17 protein-coding genes and 4 tRNA genes are annotated in these 16,646 nt (G+C 58.8%); 18 read left to right on the top strand and 3 right to left on the bottom strand.

The features are described 5' to 3' along the window. Positions 1-61 precede the first annotated feature (61 nt). The 11 genes from IF690_RS10880 to IF690_RS10930 all read left to right on the top strand — a co-directional run bounded on the left by IF690_RS10880 (position 62) and on the right by IF690_RS10930 (position 8,610). The gene (locus IF690_RS10880; protein WP_016704909.1) at positions 62-685 is read left to right on the top strand and encodes a phosphoribosylanthranilate isomerase; all 624 of its coding nucleotides are present in this window, start codon (positions 62-64) and stop codon (positions 683-685) included. Between the two features lie 268 nt (positions 686-953). After that, entirely contained in the window at positions 954-1,874 is a 921-nt protein-coding gene (gene accD / locus IF690_RS10885) for an acetyl-CoA carboxylase, carboxyltransferase subunit beta (protein WP_007921980.1), read from the top strand. After that, the gene (gene folC / locus IF690_RS10890; RefSeq protein WP_202700044.1) at positions 1,871-3,178 is read left to right on the top strand and encodes a bifunctional tetrahydrofolate synthase/dihydrofolate synthase; all 1,308 of its coding nucleotides are present in this window, start codon (positions 1,871-1,873) and stop codon (positions 3,176-3,178) included. Before accD ends, folC begins: the two co-directional genes overlap by 4 nt. Next, the gene (locus IF690_RS10895; protein WP_202700045.1) at positions 3,162-3,839 is read left to right on the top strand and encodes an SPOR domain-containing protein; all 678 of its coding nucleotides are present in this window, start codon (positions 3,162-3,164) and stop codon (positions 3,837-3,839) included. Before folC ends, IF690_RS10895 begins: the two co-directional genes overlap by 17 nt. Positions 3,840-3,938: 99 nt before the next feature. After that, positions 3,939-4,496 carry a CvpA family protein gene (locus IF690_RS10900; protein ID WP_007921975.1) on the top strand — a complete coding sequence of 186 codons (558 nt, stop codon included), beginning with the start codon at positions 3,939-3,941 and terminating at the stop codon, positions 4,494-4,496. A gap of 41 nt (positions 4,497-4,537) precedes the next feature. Continuing rightward, positions 4,538-6,043: an amidophosphoribosyltransferase gene (gene purF, locus IF690_RS10905; RefSeq protein ID WP_009048108.1), complete on the top strand. Its 1,506-nt coding sequence runs from the start codon at positions 4,538-4,540 to the stop codon at positions 6,041-6,043. Between the two features lie 33 nt (positions 6,044-6,076). Continuing rightward, a complete protein-coding gene (locus tag IF690_RS10910) occupies positions 6,077-7,288 on the top strand; it encodes an O-succinylhomoserine sulfhydrylase (protein ID WP_009048109.1) in 1,212 nt (403 codons plus the stop codon). A gap of 5 nt (positions 7,289-7,293) precedes the next feature. Continuing rightward, positions 7,294-8,061 (top strand): SDR family oxidoreductase, encoded by a 768-nt coding sequence (locus tag IF690_RS10915; protein WP_219733791.1) that lies wholly within the window; start codon positions 7,294-7,296, stop codon positions 8,059-8,061. A gap of 159 nt (positions 8,062-8,220) precedes the next feature. Continuing rightward, positions 8,221-8,296, top strand: a tRNA-Val gene (locus IF690_RS10920). Positions 8,297-8,355: 59 nt separating this feature from the next. Next, a tRNA-Asp gene (locus IF690_RS10925) sits at positions 8,356-8,432 on the top strand. A gap of 101 nt (positions 8,433-8,533) precedes the next feature. Further along, positions 8,534-8,610 (top strand) — tRNA-Asp (locus tag IF690_RS10930). 210 nt (positions 8,611-8,820) lie between these two features. Here the strand turns inward: IF690_RS10930 and IF690_RS10935 are convergent. Further along, the gene (locus tag IF690_RS10935; protein ID WP_202700046.1) at positions 8,821-10,104 is read right to left on the bottom strand and encodes an NAD(P)/FAD-dependent oxidoreductase; all 1,284 of its coding nucleotides are present in this window, start codon (positions 10,102-10,104) and stop codon (positions 8,821-8,823) included. A 183-nt stretch (positions 10,105-10,287) separates the two neighbouring features. On the opposite strand from IF690_RS10935, the gene IF690_RS10940 reads away from it, so the two are divergent. The 6 genes from IF690_RS10940 to IF690_RS10965 all read left to right on the top strand — a co-directional run bounded on the left by IF690_RS10940 (position 10,288) and on the right by IF690_RS10965 (position 15,081). Next, positions 10,288-10,364 (top strand) — tRNA-Val (locus IF690_RS10940). 789 nt (positions 10,365-11,153) lie between these two features. Beyond that, a complete protein-coding gene (locus IF690_RS10945; protein ID WP_202700047.1) occupies positions 11,154-11,516 on the top strand; it encodes an NUDIX hydrolase in 363 nt (120 codons plus the stop codon). Between the two features lie 155 nt (positions 11,517-11,671). Continuing rightward, a complete protein-coding gene (locus IF690_RS10950) occupies positions 11,672-12,022 on the top strand; it encodes a hypothetical protein (RefSeq protein ID WP_202701380.1) in 351 nt (116 codons plus the stop codon). A 322-nt stretch (positions 12,023-12,344) separates the two neighbouring features. Further along, entirely contained in the window at positions 12,345-12,974 is a 630-nt protein-coding gene (locus IF690_RS10955) for a lytic polysaccharide monooxygenase auxiliary activity family 9 protein (RefSeq protein ID WP_202700048.1), read from the top strand. A gap of 46 nt (positions 12,975-13,020) precedes the next feature. Further along, positions 13,021-14,484: a glycosyl hydrolase family 18 protein gene (locus tag IF690_RS10960; RefSeq protein ID WP_202700049.1), complete on the top strand. Its 1,464-nt coding sequence runs from the start codon at positions 13,021-13,023 to the stop codon at positions 14,482-14,484. Positions 14,485-14,619: 135 nt separating this feature from the next. Beyond that, positions 14,620-15,081 carry a DUF2214 family protein gene (locus IF690_RS10965; protein ID WP_202700050.1) on the top strand — a complete coding sequence of 154 codons (462 nt, stop codon included), beginning with the start codon at positions 14,620-14,622 and terminating at the stop codon, positions 15,079-15,081. A 74-nt stretch (positions 15,082-15,155) separates the two neighbouring features. Here the strand turns inward: IF690_RS10965 and IF690_RS10970 are convergent, their stop codons facing one another. Beyond that, positions 15,156-15,404, bottom strand: a complete 249-nt coding sequence (locus tag IF690_RS10970; RefSeq protein WP_009048117.1) for a hypothetical protein — start codon at positions 15,402-15,404, stop codon at positions 15,156-15,158. A gap of 344 nt (positions 15,405-15,748) precedes the next feature. After that, a complete protein-coding gene (gene csrA / locus IF690_RS10975) occupies positions 15,749-15,943 on the bottom strand; it encodes a carbon storage regulator CsrA (protein WP_007920550.1) in 195 nt (64 codons plus the stop codon). A 267-nt stretch (positions 15,944-16,210) separates the two neighbouring features. Between csrA and IF690_RS10980 the strand changes: the two genes are divergently transcribed. Continuing rightward, on the top strand, positions 16,211-16,567 hold the full coding sequence (locus tag IF690_RS10980; RefSeq protein WP_202701382.1) for an SPOR domain-containing protein: 357 nt from the start codon (positions 16,211-16,213) through the stop codon (positions 16,565-16,567). Positions 16,568-16,646: the final 79 nt, after the last annotated feature.

Here is a 16,646-nt window from a genome sequence, read left to right on the forward strand (position 1 = left end):
CCGGAAAAGCATTTGCTACCATCCGGGACTTTCCCCGGATTTGCCCTGAGGTTTAAACGACATGTCGGCCGTTCGCAGCAAAATTTGTGGGATTACCCGCATTGAGGATGCGTTGGCGGCAGTCGAGGCCGGGGCCGATGCCATCGGGCTGGTGTTCTACGCCAAGAGCCCGCGGGCGGTAAGTGTCCAGCAGGCGCGGGCAATCATTGCCGCGCTGCCGCCGTTCGTGACCACCGTGGGCCTGTTCGTCAATGCCAGCCGCTGCGAGCTGGGCGAGATCCTCGATGCGGTGCCACTGGACCTGTTGCAGTTTCATGGCGATGAAACGCCGGCGGACTGCGAGGGCTATCACCGGCCTTACATCAAGGCGCTGCGAGTCAAGGCTGGCGACGATATTGCCGGCAGTTGCGCGGCGTATGCGCGGGCCAGCGGCATCCTGCTCGATACCTATGTCGAGGGCGTGCCCGGTGGAACCGGCGAAGCCTTCGACTGGTCACTGGTACCGCAAGGCTTGAGCAAGCCGATCATCCTGGCCGGTGGCTTGACTGCCGAGAATGTCGGCCAGGCGATAGCGCAGGTTCGCCCGTACGCGGTGGATGTCAGCGGTGGGGTGGAGCAGAGCAAGGGCATCAAGGATCACGCAAAGATTCGCGCATTTATGCAAGCCGTTCGCGGCAGTTGTTAGTCGATGTGACGGCTGGCAGTCCGCCGCCGTCCATAACACCACTGTACAAAACAGGCCGGCACCGTCGCTGGGCGGGCCGAAATCGAAGTGGCAACCGCTCTATCCGGGGGTTGCCGGGATGGCTGAGGAGCCGTTCGGTACAGGCAGGTCAAGCTCGCGCTGACCGCGGTAGCGAACAGATCATCGCCGCACACATGAATTTAGCTCAAGGGCATACGCGGGGCCGCGAACCAGAGCGTTCGGGCCGCCGGTACTGGAGAAAGAAAGCATGAGCAACTGGTTAGTAGACAAACTGATCCCTTCGATCATGCGTTCCGAGGTGAAGAAAAGCTCGGTGCCTGAAGGTCTGTGGCACAAGTGCCCATCCTGCGAGGCGGTGCTGTATCGTCCGGAGCTGGAAAAGACCCTGGACGTTTGCCCCAAGTGCAACCATCACATGCGCATCGGCGCTCGCGCCCGTATCGACATTTTCCTCGATGCTGAAGGCCGTGCCGAACTGGGCGCCGACCTGGAGCCGGTAGACCGTCTGAAGTTCCGCGACGGCAAGAAGTACAAGGATCGCCTGACCGCGGCCCAGAAGCAGACCGGTGAAAAGGACGCGCTGATTTCCATGAGCGGTACCCTGCTGGGCATGCCGGTAGTGGTATCGGCGTTCGAGTTCTCCTTCATGGGGGGATCCATGGGCGCCATTGTCGGCGAGCGTTTTGTGCGTGCCGCCAACTACGCGCTGGAAAAGCGTTGCCCGATGGTCTGCTTCTCCGCTTCCGGCGGCGCGCGGATGCAGGAAGCGCTGATCTCCCTGATGCAAATGGCCAAGACCTCCGCGGTGCTGGCGCGCCTGCGTGAAGAAGGGCTGCCATTCATTTCCGTGTTGACCGACCCGGTCTACGGTGGCGTTTCCGCCAGCCTGGCGATGCTGGGTGACGTGATTGTCGCCGAACCCAAGGCCCTGGTCGGTTTCGCCGGTCCTCGTGTGATCGAGCAGACTGTGCGTGAAAAGCTGCCGGAAGGTTTCCAGCGCAGCGAGTTCCTGCTGGAGCATGGCGCCATCGACATGATCATCCCGCGCCAGGAGCTGCGTCCGCGCCTGGGTAACCTGCTGGCTCAGCTGATGGGCCTGCCGACGCCTGAGTTCGTGGCCGCGCCTGTCGAGGCGATCGTGGTGCCTCCGGTGCCTGCAAACATATGACCGAACGTACCCTTGGCGACTGGCTTGCCTACCTTGAGCAGTTGCATCCGTCAGCCATCGACATGGGGCTGGAGCGCTCGCAAGAAGTAGCATCCCGCATGGGATTGGGCAGGTTGGCACCTCGGGTCGTCACGGTGACCGGTACCAACGGCAAGGGTTCTACCTGTGCGTTCGTGGCATCCTTGCTGCGAGCCCAGGGGCTGAAGGTCGGTGTCTACAATTCTCCCCATCTGTTGCGCTACAACGAGCGCGTGCAGATCGATGGCGTCGAAGCCAGCGATGCCGAGTTGTGCGAGGCCTTTGTCGCGGTCGAAGCCGGGCGTGGTGAAATTTCCCTGACTTATTTCGAGATGGGTACTTTGGCGGCCTTCTGGCTGTTCCAGCGTGCCGGTCTCGACGCGGTGGTGCTGGAGGTCGGCCTGGGCGGGCGCCTGGATGCGGTCAACCTGGTGGATGCCGATCTGGCGCTGGTCACCAGTATCGGCGTCGATCATGCCGATTACCTGGGCGACACCCGTGAATCCGTCGCCTTCGAGAAGGCCGGCATTTTCCGCCAGGGCGCGCCTGCGCTCTGCGGTGACCTGAATCCTCCCCAGCCCTTGCTGGACAAGGCGCGTGAGTTGAGCTGCCCGTTCTTCCTGCGCGGTCGTGATTTCGACCTGGGGATTACCGAGGCGAACTGGCAGTGGCGCGGCCTCGATGCGCAGGGCAATGTGGTCGAGTTGCACGACCTGCCGTTGCTCGATCTGCCCATGGAGAACGCTGCGCTGGCCTTGCAGGCCTATTTGCTGCTGGGGCTGCCTTGGCAGGCCGAACGCATCGCCGAAGCCTTGCGGCAGACGCGAGTGGTCGGGCGCCTGGATCGCCGTCAGTTCGAATGGCAGGGCAAGCGCCTGAACCTGTTGCTGGATGTCGGGCATAACCCTCATGCCGCGGAATATCTGGCCGAGCGCCTGATGCGCCGCCCCGTGGCGGGCAAGCGCCTGGCGGTATTCGGCCTGTTGGCGGACAAGGATCTGGAGGGTGTGGTTGCCCGTCTGGATGCCTGTGTCGAGCATTGGGCGGTGGCGCCGCTGGATTCTGCCCGCGCGCGTCCCGTTGCGGACTTGCAGGCGGCACTGGAGAACCTTGGGGCTTCGGTAACGTCTTATGAGAGTGTCGCCGCTGCCTTGGAAGGGCAATGTGCGCAGGCTACGGCCGAAGACGAGATTCTGCTGTTCGGATCTTTTTATTGTGTTGCCGAGGCGCTCGAGTGGCTCGCTCGGCGCTCCACGGAGGAAGCTGCACATGGCTATGCTGGATAACGTCTACAAGCAGCGAATGGTTGGGGCCCTGGTTCTGGTGGCGTTGGCGGTGATTTTCCTGCCGATGCTGTTTTCCCGCGAAGATGAGCAGCGGCATGTCAATGTCGAGGCGCCGGCAGCACCTCAGGCCCCCGCGGTAACCCAGATTCAGGTCGAGCCTGTGGCGGTGCCCGAGCCACAGGCGTTGCCACAAGAGCCGGTACCCACCGATGAAGAGGTGGCCCAGCAGGCCGCGCCTTCGATGCCGATTGCTCCAAGTGCCCCGGTTGCTTCGGCTCCAGCCCCGACTCCGGCGCCAGTCGCTGCGAGCAAGCCAGTGGCTCCGCCGCCTGCACCCGCGCCCAAGCCGGCTCCGGCCCAGCCGATTGCCGCAGCGCCAGCCAAGCCCGATGCGACCCCAAGTCGTGTCGATGCGAATGGCCTGTCGGTCAGCTGGTCGGTGCAGCTGGCCAGCCTGTCCAGTCGGGAAAGCGCTGAAAACCTGCAGAAAACCTTGCGCAGCCAGGGTTACAACGCCTATATCCGTTCCGCCGACGGCAAGAACCGGGTATTCGTCGGTCCGTTGATCGAGCGGGCCGAGGCAGACCGCCTGCGCGATTTGCTGAGTCGCCAGCAGAACCTCAAGGGTTTTGTCGTGCGCTTCCAGCCTGAACGCGGTTAAAGGCTATCGCCTTGATTTGCAAAGCACAGTGAATCGCAGCTTACCGACGGCCATGCGCTCTGTTAAAATGCGCCGCCTTATCCGTCTGTAGGCTGCACTGTGCCATTTACCTGGGTTGACTGGGCGATCGTTGCAATCATCGCCATCTCCGCTTTGATCAGTTTGAGCCGCGGCTTCGTCAAAGAAGCGCTGTCGCTGCTTACCTGGATCGTCGCAGGAGTCGTTGCCTGGATGTTTGGTGGCTCTCTGTCCGAATACCTCAGCGGATATATCGAGACGCCCTCGGCTCGCGTGATCGCGGGCTGTGCCATCATGTTTGTCGCCACTTTAATCGTGGGCGCAATGATCAATTATCTTATCGGCGAATTGGTTCGCGTCACCGGGCTATCCGGGACCGATCGATTCCTCGGCATGGCCTTCGGCGCGGCGCGTGGCGCGTTGCTGGTGGTCGTGGCAGTCGGGCTGTTGAGCCTGGGGCCGGTACAACAGGATTCCTGGTGGCAGCAGTCGCGACTGGTGCCACAATTTCTATTGGTTGCAGACTGGTCAAAAAACCTCATATTGGGGTGGAGCAGTCAGTGGCTGGCCAGCGGTATCAGCGTACCCGCTGAAATACCGTTCAAGGAACAACTCTTACCGGCCAAAACGCCTCAGTAAGATGTGTTCAGTTCAGTTTCATTAAGTAGGGGTTGCGTCGCATGTGTGGCATCGTCGGTATCGTCGGTAAGTCGAACGTCAATCAGGCGCTGTATGACGCGCTAACCGTCCTCCAGCACCGCGGCCAGGACGCTGCCGGTATCGTGACCAGCCATGATGGCCGGTTATTCCTGCGCAAGGACAACGGTCTGGTCCGTGACGTTTTCCATCAACGGCACATGCAGCGCCTGGTTGGTCACATGGGTATCGGCCATGTGCGTTATCCGACCGCTGGCAGCTCGACTTCGGCCGAAGCTCAACCGTTTTACGTCAACTCGCCTTACGGCATTACTTTGGCGCATAACGGTAACCTGACCAATGTTGAACAGCTGGCCAAGGAGATCTACGAATCTGACTTGCGTCACGTCAACACCAATTCCGATTCGGAAGTCCTGCTCAACGTCTTCGCTCACGAGCTGGCCCAGCGCGGCAAGCTGCAACCGACCGAAGAAGACGTATTCGCCGCCGTGACCGACGTGCACAACCGTTGTGTTGGCGGTTATGCGGTAGTGGCCATGGTCACCGGTTATGGCATCGTTGGCTTCCGTGACCCTCACGGTATTCGCCCGATCGTTTTCGGTCAGCGTCACACCGACGAAGGCGTCGAGTACATGATCGCCTCCGAAAGCGTGTCCCTGGATGTGCTGGGCTTCACCTTGATCCGCGACCTGGCTCCGGGCGAAGCGGTCTACATCACCGAAGACGGCAAGCTGCATACCCGCCAGTGCGCGACCAATCCGAAATTGACTCCGTGCATCTTCGAACACGTCTACCTGGCGCGTCCGGACTCGATTATCGACGGCGTGTCGGTATACAAGGCACGCCTGCGCATGGGTGAGAAGCTGGCCGAGAAGATCCTGCGCGAGCGTCCGGATCACGATATCGACGTGGTCATCCCGATTCCGGATACCAGCCGCACCGCGGCGCTGGAGCTGGCGAACCACCTGGGCGTCAAGTTCCGCGAAGGCTTCGTGAAGAACCGCTACATCGGCCGGACCTTCATCATGCCGGGCCAGGCTGCGCGGAAAAAATCCGTGCGCCAGAAACTCAATGCCATCGAGCTGGAGTTCCGCGGCAAGAACGTGATGCTGGTGGATGACTCGATCGTTCGTGGCACCACCTGCAAGCAGATCATCCAGATGGCCCGTGAAGCCGGTGCGAAGAACGTCTACTTCTGCTCCGCGGCGCCTGCCGTGCGCTTCCCGAACGTATACGGCATCGACATGCCGAGCGCGCATGAGCTGATTGCACACAATCGTTCGACTCAGGATGTGGCTGATCTGATCGGCGCCGACTGGCTGATCTATCAGGATCTGCCTGATCTGATCGAAGCGGTCGGTGGCGGCAAGATCAAGATCGAGAGCTTCGACTGCGCGGTGTTCGATGGCAAGTATGTCACCGGCGACGTCGACGAGGCCTACCTGAACAAGATCGAAAACGCACGTAACGATGCCTCCAAGGCCAAGACCCAGGCGGTCAGTGCGATCATCGATCTGTACAACAACTGATTTAGAGCACTAAAGACATAAGGAGTAGGCGGCATGAGTCAGGATTGGGATGCCGGTCGGCTGGACAGCGACCTTGATGGCGTAGCTTTCGATACCCTGGCCGTGCGCGCCGGCCAACACCGTACCCCGGAAGGGGAACACGGTGATCCGATGTTCTTCACCTCCAGCTACGTGTTCCGTACGGCCGCCGATGCGGCCGCGCGGTTCGCTGGCGAGGTGCCGGGCAATGTCTATTCCCGCTACACCAACCCGACCGTGCGAGCGTTTGAAGAGCGCATTGCCGCCCTGGAGGGCGCCGAGCAGGCCGTGGCCACGGCCACTGGCATGGCGGCCATTCTCTCGGTGGTCATGAGTTTGTGCAGCGCGGGCGATCATGTATTGGTTTCGCGCAGTGTGTTTGGTTCGACCATCAGCCTGTTCGAAAAGTATTTCAAACGCTTCGGTATCGAGGTCGATTACGTGCCCCTGGCGGACTTGTCCGGCTGGGATGCGGCAATCAAGGCCAATACCAAGTTGCTGTTCGTTGAATCGCCGTCCAACCCGCTCGCCGAGCTGGTGGATATCGCTGCGCTGTCCGAGGTGGCTCACGCCAAGGGCGCGATGCTGGTGGTCGACAACTGTTTCTGCACCCCGGCATTGCAGCAGCCGCTGAAGCTGGGCGCGGACGTGGTGGTGCACTCGGCGACCAAGTTCATCGACGGCCAGGGTCGTTGCATGGGCGGTGTGGTGGCTGGTCGCAGCGAACAGATGAAAGAAGTGGTGGGTTTCCTGCGTACCGCGGGGCCGACCCTGAGTCCGTTCAATGCCTGGATTTTCCTCAAGGGGCTCGAGACCCTCAACCTGCGTATGCGCGCCCATTGTGCCAATGCCCAGGCCCTGGCCGAATGGCTGGAGCAGCAGGACGGCATCGAGAAGGTGCACTACGCCGGTCTGCCAAGCCATCCGCAATACGAGCTGGCAAAGCGTCAGCAGCGTGGTTTCGGTGCGGTGGTGAGCTTCGAGGTCAAGGGTGGCAAGGAAGGGGCCTGGCGTTTTATCGACGCCACTCGCCTGATCTCCATTACCGCCAACCTGGGTGATAGCAAGACCACCATCACTCACCCGAGTACCACTTCTCACGGCCGTCTGGCGCCGCAAGAGCGTGAGGCGGCGGGCATTCGTGACAGCCTGATTCGTATCGCTGTCGGCCTTGAGGATGTGGTGGACCTGCAAGCCGACCTGGCGCGCGGCTTGGCAGCCTTGTGATCGAGTTGTCCGAACAGCAGAGCATTGCCAACGGCCGCGTCGCGTTGGTGACTGGCGCGGCACGCGGTATCGGCCTGGGCATTGCCGCCTGGCTGATCAGCGAGGGCTGGCAGGTGGTGTTGACCGATCTGGACCGCGTGCGCGGCTCCCAGGTGGCCAAGGTCTTGGGTGACAGCGCCTGGTTCATCGGCATGGATGTAGCGGATGAAGCGCAGGTCGCTCTGGGTGTCGCCGAAGTGTTGGGGCAGTTCGGGCGCCTCGATGCGCTGGTGTGTAACGCAGCGGTCGCCGATCCGCGCAACATCACCCTGGAAAGCCTCGACCTGGCTTACTGGAATCGGGTGCTGGCGGTGAACCTCAGCGGTCCGATGCTCCTGGCCAAGCACTGTGCGCCGTATCTGCGCGCCCACGGCGGAGCCATCGTCAACCTGGCATCTACCCGTGCCCGGCAATCGGAACCCGACACTGAAGCCTATGCGGCGAGCAAGGGCGGTCTGCTGGCCTTGACACATGCGCTGGCCATGAGCCTGGGACCGGAGATTCGGGTCAATGCGGTCAGCCCCGGCTGGATCGATGCCCGGGATCCGGCGGCGCGTCGGGCCGAGCCCCTGAGCGATGCCGATCATGCCCAGCATCCGGCGGGCAGGGTAGGCACGGTCGAAGATGTGGCGGCGATGGTGGCGTGGCTGTTGTCGAAGAACTCTGGTTTTGTCACTGGCCAGGAGTTCGTGGTCGACGGCGGCATGAGCAAGAAAATGATTTATCGCGATTGATGGCGTGTGAAGGGCGCGGCGGACGCGGCTTGAGGTCGCCGGTATTGTTGATCCCTTCTGCGGGCGTTGTCGTGATTTTGTCTTTTTCAGAAAAACTTCAAGCAGGGTATTGACTTAGCATCGCTATCTGCGTAAATTTCTCGGCCTCAACGAAGCAAAGGGTGATTAGCTCAGCCGGGAGAGCATCTGCCTTACAAGCAGAGGGTCGGCGGTTCGATCCCGTCATCACCCACCACTTCTTGAGTGTCTTTCGAAAGAAAGGCGGAGGCTTCCATGGAAGCGTCCAACCGACGCGCAGCGGTAGTTCAGTCGGTTAGAATACCGGCCTGTCACGCCGGGGGTCGCGGGTTCGAGTCCCGTCCGCTGCGCCATATTTTCCAGATCAGGAATTCCTGTTCTGAGATTGAAAGGCTTCGAAGCTTTCCAGTCAGACGATTTAAACGGTTTACATGGACGCAAGTCCAAGCGATACGCAGCGGTAGTTCAGTCGGTTAGAATACCGGCCTGTCACGCCGGGGGTCGCGGGTTCGAGTCCCGTCCGCTGCGCCATATCTACTTGAGGGAACACTGAACGCCCTCAGGTGCCGAAGAAGCCGCAGGCTCTTCGGATCGATAGCAAAGACCCTGGTCGAGAGACCGGGGTTTTTTGTTTTCGGAATCCACCTTTTCTGTGCCGTTCAGGCAGTCGATATCTCTCCTCTACAGAGCTCAAAAAAACCGCCTTATGGGCGGTTTTTTATTTGGAGAGGGGCAGGGCTATCAGAACCCCAGCTTGTCCCGCAGGCTGTAATACCAGGCGCCCAGCGCGGTGAATGGGGTACGCAACAACTGGCCGCCAGGGAAGGGGTAGTGCGGCAGCTCGGCAAAGGCGTCAAAACGCTCTGCCTGGCCGCGCAGGGCCTCTGCCAGTACCTTGCCCGCCAGATGGGTGTAGGTGACGCCATGGCCGCTGCAGCCCTGGGAGTAATAGATGTTGTCGCCCAGGCGTCCGACTTGCGGCAGGCGCGACAGGGTCAGCAGGAAGTTGCCGGTCCAGGCGTAGTCGATCTTCACATCCTTGAGTTGCGGGAAAGCCTTGAGCATCTTCGGTCGGATGATGGCTTCGATATTTGCCGGGTCGCGAGCGCCGTACACCACGCCACCGCCGAAGATAAGGCGCTTGTCGGCAGAAAGACGGTAGTAATCCAGCAGGTAGTTGCAATCCTCGACGCAGTAATCCTGAGGGAGAAGGCTTTTTGCCAGTTCATCACCCAGCGGTTCGGTGGTGATGACCTGGGTGCCGCATGGCATCGATTTGGCGGCCAGTTCCGGCACCAGGTTGCCCAGGTAGGCGTTGCCCGCGACTATGACGAACTTGGCCCTGACTTTGCCTTGTGGGGTGTGTATCACTGGATTGGCGCCGCGTTCGATACGCACCGCAGGGGATTGTTCGTAGATAGCGCCACCCAGGGATTCCACGGCTGTCGCTTCGCCCAGTGCCAGGTTAAGTGGATGGATGTGCCCGCCACTCATGTCGAGCATGCCGCCCTGATACAGGTCACAGGCGACGACTTCGCGAATGCGGCGTTGATCCAGCAATTCCAGCTGGGTGTGGCCGTAGCGCTCCCACAGGCGCTTCTGCGACTCCAGGTGGCCCATCTGCTTGCTGGTGATGGCGGCGAACACTCCACCATCCTTCAAGTCGCACTGGATTTGATACTTGGCGACCCGCTCACGAATGATCCTGCCGCCTTCGAAGGCCATCTGGCCAAGCAATTGAGCCTGCTTGGGGCCGACACTGCGTTCAATCACATCAATATCGCGGCTATAGCTATTGACGATCTGCCCACCGTTACGCCCAGAAGCGCCGAAGCCAACCCTGGCCGCTTCCAGGACGGTGACTTTAAAACCGTTCTCAAGCAGGAACAGGGCGCTGGACAGGCCGGTGTAGCCGGCACCGATCACACAGACATCGGTTTCCACGTCATCTTGCAGCAGCGGGCGGGCTGGGGCGGCATTGGCTGATGCCGCGTAATACGACTGTGGGTAAGGAGTGTTCGCCATCCTGCAACCTCTGTTTAATATTCTTGACGATTGCGTCGATCCTACCCGAGTTGAAAAACGCCCGCCAGCCATCGAAAAATCTTCTTGGCAGGCTCAAAAAATAAAAATTCGCATATTCAGAGGGTTAGCTGCAAAAAAGGTGTTGACACCCCTCCGGAATTCCGTAGAATGCCGCCTCACAGCAGGCACGTAGCTCAGTTGGTTAGAGCACCACCTTGACATGGTGGGGGTCGTTGGTTCGAGTCCAATCGCGCCTACCAAACAAAATCCGCTCTGCTGGGCGGTCTGGAAGGGCCCACCGAAAGGTGGGCCCTTTTTTGTTGTCTGCGGTTTTCAAAACCTTTGCAAACCCCCCACTCAAAAGGTCGAATCGGCACCCACCTCCAGGTACACGATCTCTTTTTCGGTGCGCCCCTCCTGATAGTGTTTCGGCATCTTCTCGTCGGCATGCCCATCAGGGCCTGGATATATTCCTGTGGGAATTTCTGCTGTGCATGCAATCGCCCACAACGTTGCGTAGATCCTTCCTCTTTGCTGAAGGTGGTGATGTGTATCTCAGTATTCGCGTGGTATTGCATGACTGAGCCAGGGATGTAGGGCCAACTTCGAGAAAAGCTATTTTGTATTGATCCACCAAGGTGTCGATAAAGTTGGTTATATAAATAGCTGTATCTATGTGGCCTTCGGTGGCAGATATTTGAATATACATCTTGATCTCGGCGGCAATTACAGGCAGGTCATGTGGATTGGGCATTTGTTGTCATGGAAAGAATCCCGATACTTCTCCTGATCCACAATCCGAAGTGCACTGATGCCTGTAGAGATGCATGCAGTTTTTATTTGAGGTAAATCTCTGTTTGCATGGATGGGCTTTGCTGTTTTTTGACTCAACGACATGCGTCCTCTCTCCGGGCTGTGCCATTGTCTTTTTGGCATCCTTAATGCTTATGCATTTCATGACATTTTCGTGACACTTTTAAGTCTGTTTTCGGTCTGTATGCACGTTCCCTGTGCGATGCAGGCAGGGTGTGATCGGGTAGGGGGCAGGTATGAGGAGTCGAGCGACGGTTATTTGTGCGCACGGAGGGCACATTCTTTTTGTTCGCAAGGATCGCTCAAAATGGTCTTTACCGGGCGGCAAGGTCGAGCCTGGGGAGACTCTCGCTGCCGCCGCGATACGTGAGTTGCGTGAAGAGACAGGGCTGGATGCCAGTGAGCCTCTTTACATCCTGGAGTTCGACGCCGGCAATGTACGGCATCACGTGTTCGAGGTTGCCGTGGCCAATGCCGAGGATGCCCGCCCCCTGAATGAAATAGCAGCCATCGTCTGGCATGCCTATGGGGCTGCCAGAGAGCTGGATGCAACGGCCGCCACCAAGAGTATTGTGAATTCGTTTTTACGCCGCCTTTGACCGAGGTGTTATCGATTCATGAAGAAGCCCGCCTTGTGCGGGCTTTTGTTTTTCCGGCCAGTGAGCGAATGGCCTTCGAGCGGTTTTCTCGCAGCGGAGTGCCAATTGCTTGTCGTGTGAGTGATACAGTCGCGTTTTCACGGCGAGGTAGCATGATGCGGGTGTTGATGGCGGTAATGGTCGCGGCGTTGCTGGCGGGGTGTGCCGGTTCGGCGATGAATGAGGCGCGTTCGAAGAGCCCCTATAAGGTGCTCTCGTCGGCCAAGGCGGAGCAGGTCGTGGCGCAGTGTGTGCAATTTGCCTGGCAGGACGAAGCTGTGTTCGGGGTGGATGCGTCAGCCTACCTGGAGTCTGCCAAGGTGGGTGGGTACACGGTCTATACCCGTTCGGCGGAGTCTTTCGCCGATATACGGGGGCAGGCTTCGGGTACCACCGTCAATTATTATGCGACCCAGGACGACTGGGTTGCCAAGCGTAGACTGGCAGCGTTGGCAACTTGCCTGTAATTTCTTTCTGAACATCATCAGTAAACAGATCATGAACCCGGCCCTTGCCGGGTTTATGGTTTCTTGGAGACCTCCATTGTTTATCCTGAATATTGGCTAACAAGAGATTAGTTGAATATTTGTTTTATTTGCTTGTGTAAGTTATTTGCCTTTCTTCCTGTAGGTTTGCGCTGTAATTATTCGCTGATGTCCCGACTTTGTTGAGGTGCGACAATTTGCCCGGCATTCTGTATGCGGGAATCGGTAGACAAAACACCGACTTGAACTAGCTTGAAAGTTCTCCTCAAGAAGGAGTTTTATTTAATCAATGGAGTGAGGAATCATGAATAAGCCATTAGTTCAACCGAAACACGGACGTGTCGTGTCCCCCTCCAGTCGTGGCGCTGTCGCCGTCGAGTTGGGGCTGCTCGGCACCTGGCAGGTCAATGAGATGGAAGGCGGTAAAAACTTCCCGGCCCTGGTGGGCGGACCTTTCCAGAAACCATATGAGAGCGACGTCGCCAGCGTTGTGCCACCGGCTGATGGGCATATCCTCAGCGGCGGCAAGACCGACGAGCGTGATTGCCTCAACTTCACCAATGAAGAAATGTCGAAGAAGCTCGGGCGTTCGTTCTCCTGGCCGTTGCTCAACGTCGATCCGGGACAGGTGTTCCAGGTCAACTGGGAGTACACCGCTCCTCATGTGACCCGCGGTTACAGCTGGTTCATCACCAAAGATGGCTGGGATCCGAAACAGCGTATCAGCCGTGCGCAATTGGAGCCGCAGGCTTTCTTCAAGGACTTCTACACACAAGTTCCGTATGACCAGCACGGCGATGAAATGAAAGCCAAGGTCGAACATCAAGTGACCCTGCCCAGGAACAAGAAAGGCCATCACGTGATTGTGCTGGCGTGGATTGTCGCCAACACCGGCAATGCGTTCTATCAGGCATTCGACGTCGACTTCAAATAACAGCAGAAGTTGTCATTCTCTTTAAAGGGTTCTGAAGGATTAGAACGTGAACAAGATCAACTTTGCATCGGTAAAGACTCAGGCGAATGATTCGGCATCGTTGATGCCGTCGATCGCGGGCAAGAAGATTCTCATGGGCTTCTGGCACAACTGGCCGGCAGGTCCCAGTGACGGCTACCAGCAGGGGCAGTTCGCCAACCTCGACCTGGTGGATGTACCCAAGGAATACAACGTGGTGGCGGTGGCCTTCATGAAGGGCAACGGTATTCCTACCTTCAAGCCCTACAACCTGTCGGATGAGGAGTTCCGGCGTCAGGTTGGCGTGCTCAACAGTCAGGGGCGGGCGGTGTTGATTTCCCTTGGCGGTGCGGACGCTCACATCGAGTTGCACAAGGGCAACGAGCAAGCGCTGGCCAACGAAATCATCCGTCTGGTGGAAACCTATGGTTTCGATGGGCTGGACATCGACCTCGAGCAGAGCGCCATCGATTTTGCCGACAACAAGACTGTGCTGCCGGCGGCGCTCAAGCTGGTGAAGGATCACTACGCCGGCGAGGGCAAGCACTTCATCATCAGCATGGCGCCGGAGTTTCCCTACCTCGTCACGGGAGGCAAGTATGTCGATTATATCCAGGCGCTGGATGGCTACTACGATTTCATCGCGCCGCAGTACTACAACCAGGGCGGCGACGGTCTGTGGGTCCAGGAAGCCAATGGCGGGCAGGGTGCCTGGATTGCCCAGAACAACGATGCGCTGAAGGAGGATTTTCTGTTTTATCTGACCGAGAGCCTGGTCACGGGTACGCGTGGCTATATCGCCATCCCTGCCGACAAGTTCGTGATCGGTCTGCCGGCCAACGTCGACGCGGCGGCGACCGGGTATGTCATTGACCCTGCGGCGGTGAGCAATGCCTTCAAGCGCCTGGATCGTGCTGGCTTGCCGATCAAGGGCCTGATGACCTGGTCGGTCAACTGGGATGACGGCCTCAACAAGTACGGTGTCCGTTACAACTGGGAGTTCCGTGATCGTTATGCGCCGCTGATCCATGGTGGCAGCGGCGAGGAGCGACCTTCGGCGCCGGGCAACCTGTTTTCTCCGGCACAGACAGAGAACAGCGTGACCTTGAGCTGGAGTGCTGCCCACGGTGTTCGTCCGATCGAGTTCTACACCCTGTTCCGCGATGGCAAGCCGGTGGCTCAGACGGCCTCGCTGACCCTGAAGGATGAAGGTCTGAAAACCGATACGCTGTACAGCTACTTTGTCAGCGCCACGGACGCCCAGGGGCATCAGTCATTGCCGAGCACCAACCTGAACATCAAGACCGCAGGCGGGGTATCTGACCCGCAATATCCGGAATGGCAGCTGAATCATCACTATCGCAAAGATGATGGTGTGACTTATCAAGGCAATCTGTATCTGTGCTTCCAGGAGCACACCTCGAATGCCGGCTGGACTCCGGATGTCGCCTTTACCCTTTGGGCCAAGGTGGCGGTTCAGCGTCGGGCGTGAGCGATGGTAGAAGCAGTACAAAGGCGCCTCGATGACGGGCGCCTTTTTTGTTGTGCGCCGGGCAAGGCAAAGCTGCGGGTTATGGGCTAATACTCACAGGCCGTTTTTTGTCATCCGTCAATGGAGAATGGAGCGATGCTCATGCACTGGTTTCTCGCCGCTGTACACCTGTTGGCCTTTGCTGCCGCGTTTGCGGCGGTGCTCAATCGTGGTACGGCGTTGCGTCGCGTGGTCACCGAGGGGGCGGATGTGCGCCGGGCTCTGTTGGCCGACAACGGCTGGGGGCTGGCCGCTGCGGTGTTGTTGATCACCGGCTTGTTGCGCGCCTTCGCCGGCTACGAGAAAGGTACGGATTACTACCTGCATCAGCCGCTGTTTCACATCAAGATGACCTTGTTCATCATCATCCTGTTGCTCGAAATATTGCCGATGGTGGTGCTGATCAAATGGCGAATCGCCCTGGGGCGTGGCGCCTCAATCGATACCGGCCGCGCCACACTGTTTGCACGCATCAGCCACCTGCAGGCGCTGCTGATTGTGCTGATGGTGGTAGCGGCCAGTGGCATGGCGCGTGGGGTCATGCTCGGCCAGTCATGAGTCGAGGAAGGGTAACGAGTCAAGCGTCCTCGGGCTCGATACGGGCGGTTGCGCGTCATCGAGCACTGCGCTCTCTAACAGAGTTGGCTGAAAGCCTTGCTGATGGTGGCCCGGTTGGTTTTGAACTCGGCCTGTTGCACGGGAATGATGCCGAACTCATCGCTGACGATAGCCAGCGCGCGGTGCAGGTAGTCGACGTTGGCTTGGGAACGGAAGGTAAATATTCCGCGTTTGACTTCGTAGAGCCCCTCCGTCGAGCAGGCGGCAATGGTCCGCATCGCATTCAGGTCGTTGGTGATCAGAAGGTAAGCGAACTCTTGCATATGACCGCTCCTTGTTCGTAAAGCGTCTGCCGATGGCAAGGGGGGAGCCTCGGCAGGCTCGCGGAGGCAGTAGCTCTTGAAATTACTCCTCCTGCTCGTTGCCACGCTACTGAGTATTTATACAAAAACGAGGGGGCTTTCTCCCGGCCGAGTCGTATCGACAGATTGCCGGGATGGAGCGCTATCAGTGGAGGGTTTGGGTAGTGCGCTTTGCCAAGGCTGGTGCTGGCGGCCTGAACGGCGCCGCTGCCATTTGAAGAGGGGAGTGTGCTGCGGGGGAATCAATCAACGACGACGCTGCGCCAGCCATTGTGATAAGACAAAGGGCTGGCCGCTCATGACGCTCAAGGTGTTTCGCGTTTGTCCGGGGCAGTGAGGCCTGCTTGGATCCGTTGGTAGATTTCTTCGCGATGGACTGCGACGTCTTTCGGGGCATTGATGCCAATACGGACTTGCTGGCCGCTAACGCCCAAAATGGTGATCGTGATGTCGTCACCGATATTTATGCTTTCACCGACTTTGCGGGTGAGTATCAGCATGATCTTCTCCTTGATTGTTTAGTAGGGCACCTGATTCAGGTAGTGCAGATGTCGGTAGTAGTGGGTATAGATTACTGCGAAGTTCCACTGTGTGGGTGCCTCTTTCTGACGCGCAGACGCTGTATTAATTCCCGAGGTGCAACTATACAGAGGCGATAAATATCATTCTCCTTGTTTTGCGCTGATTTTGTGGCGTTTGTGCAGGGGGCTGGGGTGCTAAAATCGCCGCCTCAGACTTTCAAGGGGTAGGTTGTGCGCACAGTAGCGATGATGATGGCGGTCCTGGCATTGGCGGGATGCGGTGAGGGCAAGCAAGTCGAGGTCGACAAGAAGGTGGCGCCGGTTGTCCAGGCACAGCCGTCGCAGGCCGCCGCGACGCCGCAATGGGATGTGCTGGTCGCCGGCACCCTGCCTCAGGCGACGAGCGATCTGGCTGGCTGGTTGATCGAGCACGGGATCATTTCCTATGTCGTCGTCGAAGATGGCAAGGATCGGGTGCTGATCGGTCCGTTCGATTCCCAGGCCGAAGCCGAAGCCAAGAAAGCCGAGCTGGTCGAGAAGCTGACCAAGGCCAAGAAACGCAATATCGAACCGCAAGTGATCGAGCACCGCGTCGCGCAGTAAGCCGTTCTTTTGAGTGCCGGGCCAGGTCGTCGCTGCGGCGTTGAGCGACCGGCCTTGTCGGCCTCAGCCATCTTGAAGG

The organism is Pseudomonas sp. SK3(2021), from assembly GCF_016772375.1.
Taxonomy (GTDB): Bacteria; Pseudomonadota; Gammaproteobacteria; order Pseudomonadales; family Pseudomonadaceae; genus Aquipseudomonas; species Aquipseudomonas chlororaphis_I.

Bases quoted from the DNA above. Each gene is read 5' to 3' on its own strand.
- IF690_RS10880 (WP_016704909.1), top strand. From the start codon at position 62: ATGTCGGCCGTTCGCAGCAAAATTTGTGGGATTACCCGCATTGAGGAT.
- accD (WP_007921980.1), top strand. From the start codon at position 954: ATGAGCAACTGGTTAGTAGACAAACTGATCCCTTCGATCATGCGTTCC.
- folC (WP_202700044.1), top strand. From the start codon at position 1,871: ATGACCGAACGTACCCTTGGCGACTGGCTTGCCTACCTTGAGCAGTTG.
- IF690_RS10895 (WP_202700045.1), top strand. From the start codon at position 3,162: ATGGCTATGCTGGATAACGTCTACAAGCAGCGAATGGTTGGGGCCCTG.
- purF (WP_009048108.1), top strand. From the start codon at position 4,538: ATGTGTGGCATCGTCGGTATCGTCGGTAAGTCGAACGTCAATCAGGCG.
- IF690_RS10910 (WP_009048109.1), top strand. From the start codon at position 6,077: ATGAGTCAGGATTGGGATGCCGGTCGGCTGGACAGCGACCTTGATGGC.
- IF690_RS10935 (WP_202700046.1), bottom strand. From the start codon at position 10,104: ATGGCGAACACTCCTTACCCACAGTCGTATTACGCGGCATCAGCCAAT.
- IF690_RS10945 (WP_202700047.1), top strand. From the start codon at position 11,154: ATGAGGAGTCGAGCGACGGTTATTTGTGCGCACGGAGGGCACATTCTT.
- IF690_RS10950 (WP_202701380.1), top strand. From the start codon at position 11,672: ATGCGGGTGTTGATGGCGGTAATGGTCGCGGCGTTGCTGGCGGGGTGT.
- IF690_RS10955 (WP_202700048.1), top strand. From the start codon at position 12,345: ATGAATAAGCCATTAGTTCAACCGAAACACGGACGTGTCGTGTCCCCC.
- IF690_RS10965 (WP_202700050.1), top strand. From the start codon at position 14,620: ATGCTCATGCACTGGTTTCTCGCCGCTGTACACCTGTTGGCCTTTGCT.
- IF690_RS10970 (WP_009048117.1), bottom strand. From the start codon at position 15,404: ATGCAAGAGTTCGCTTACCTTCTGATCACCAACGACCTGAATGCGATG.
- csrA (WP_007920550.1), bottom strand. From the start codon at position 15,943: ATGCTGATACTCACCCGCAAAGTCGGTGAAAGCATAAATATCGGTGAC.
- IF690_RS10980 (WP_202701382.1), top strand. From the start codon at position 16,211: ATGATGATGGCGGTCCTGGCATTGGCGGGATGCGGTGAGGGCAAGCAA.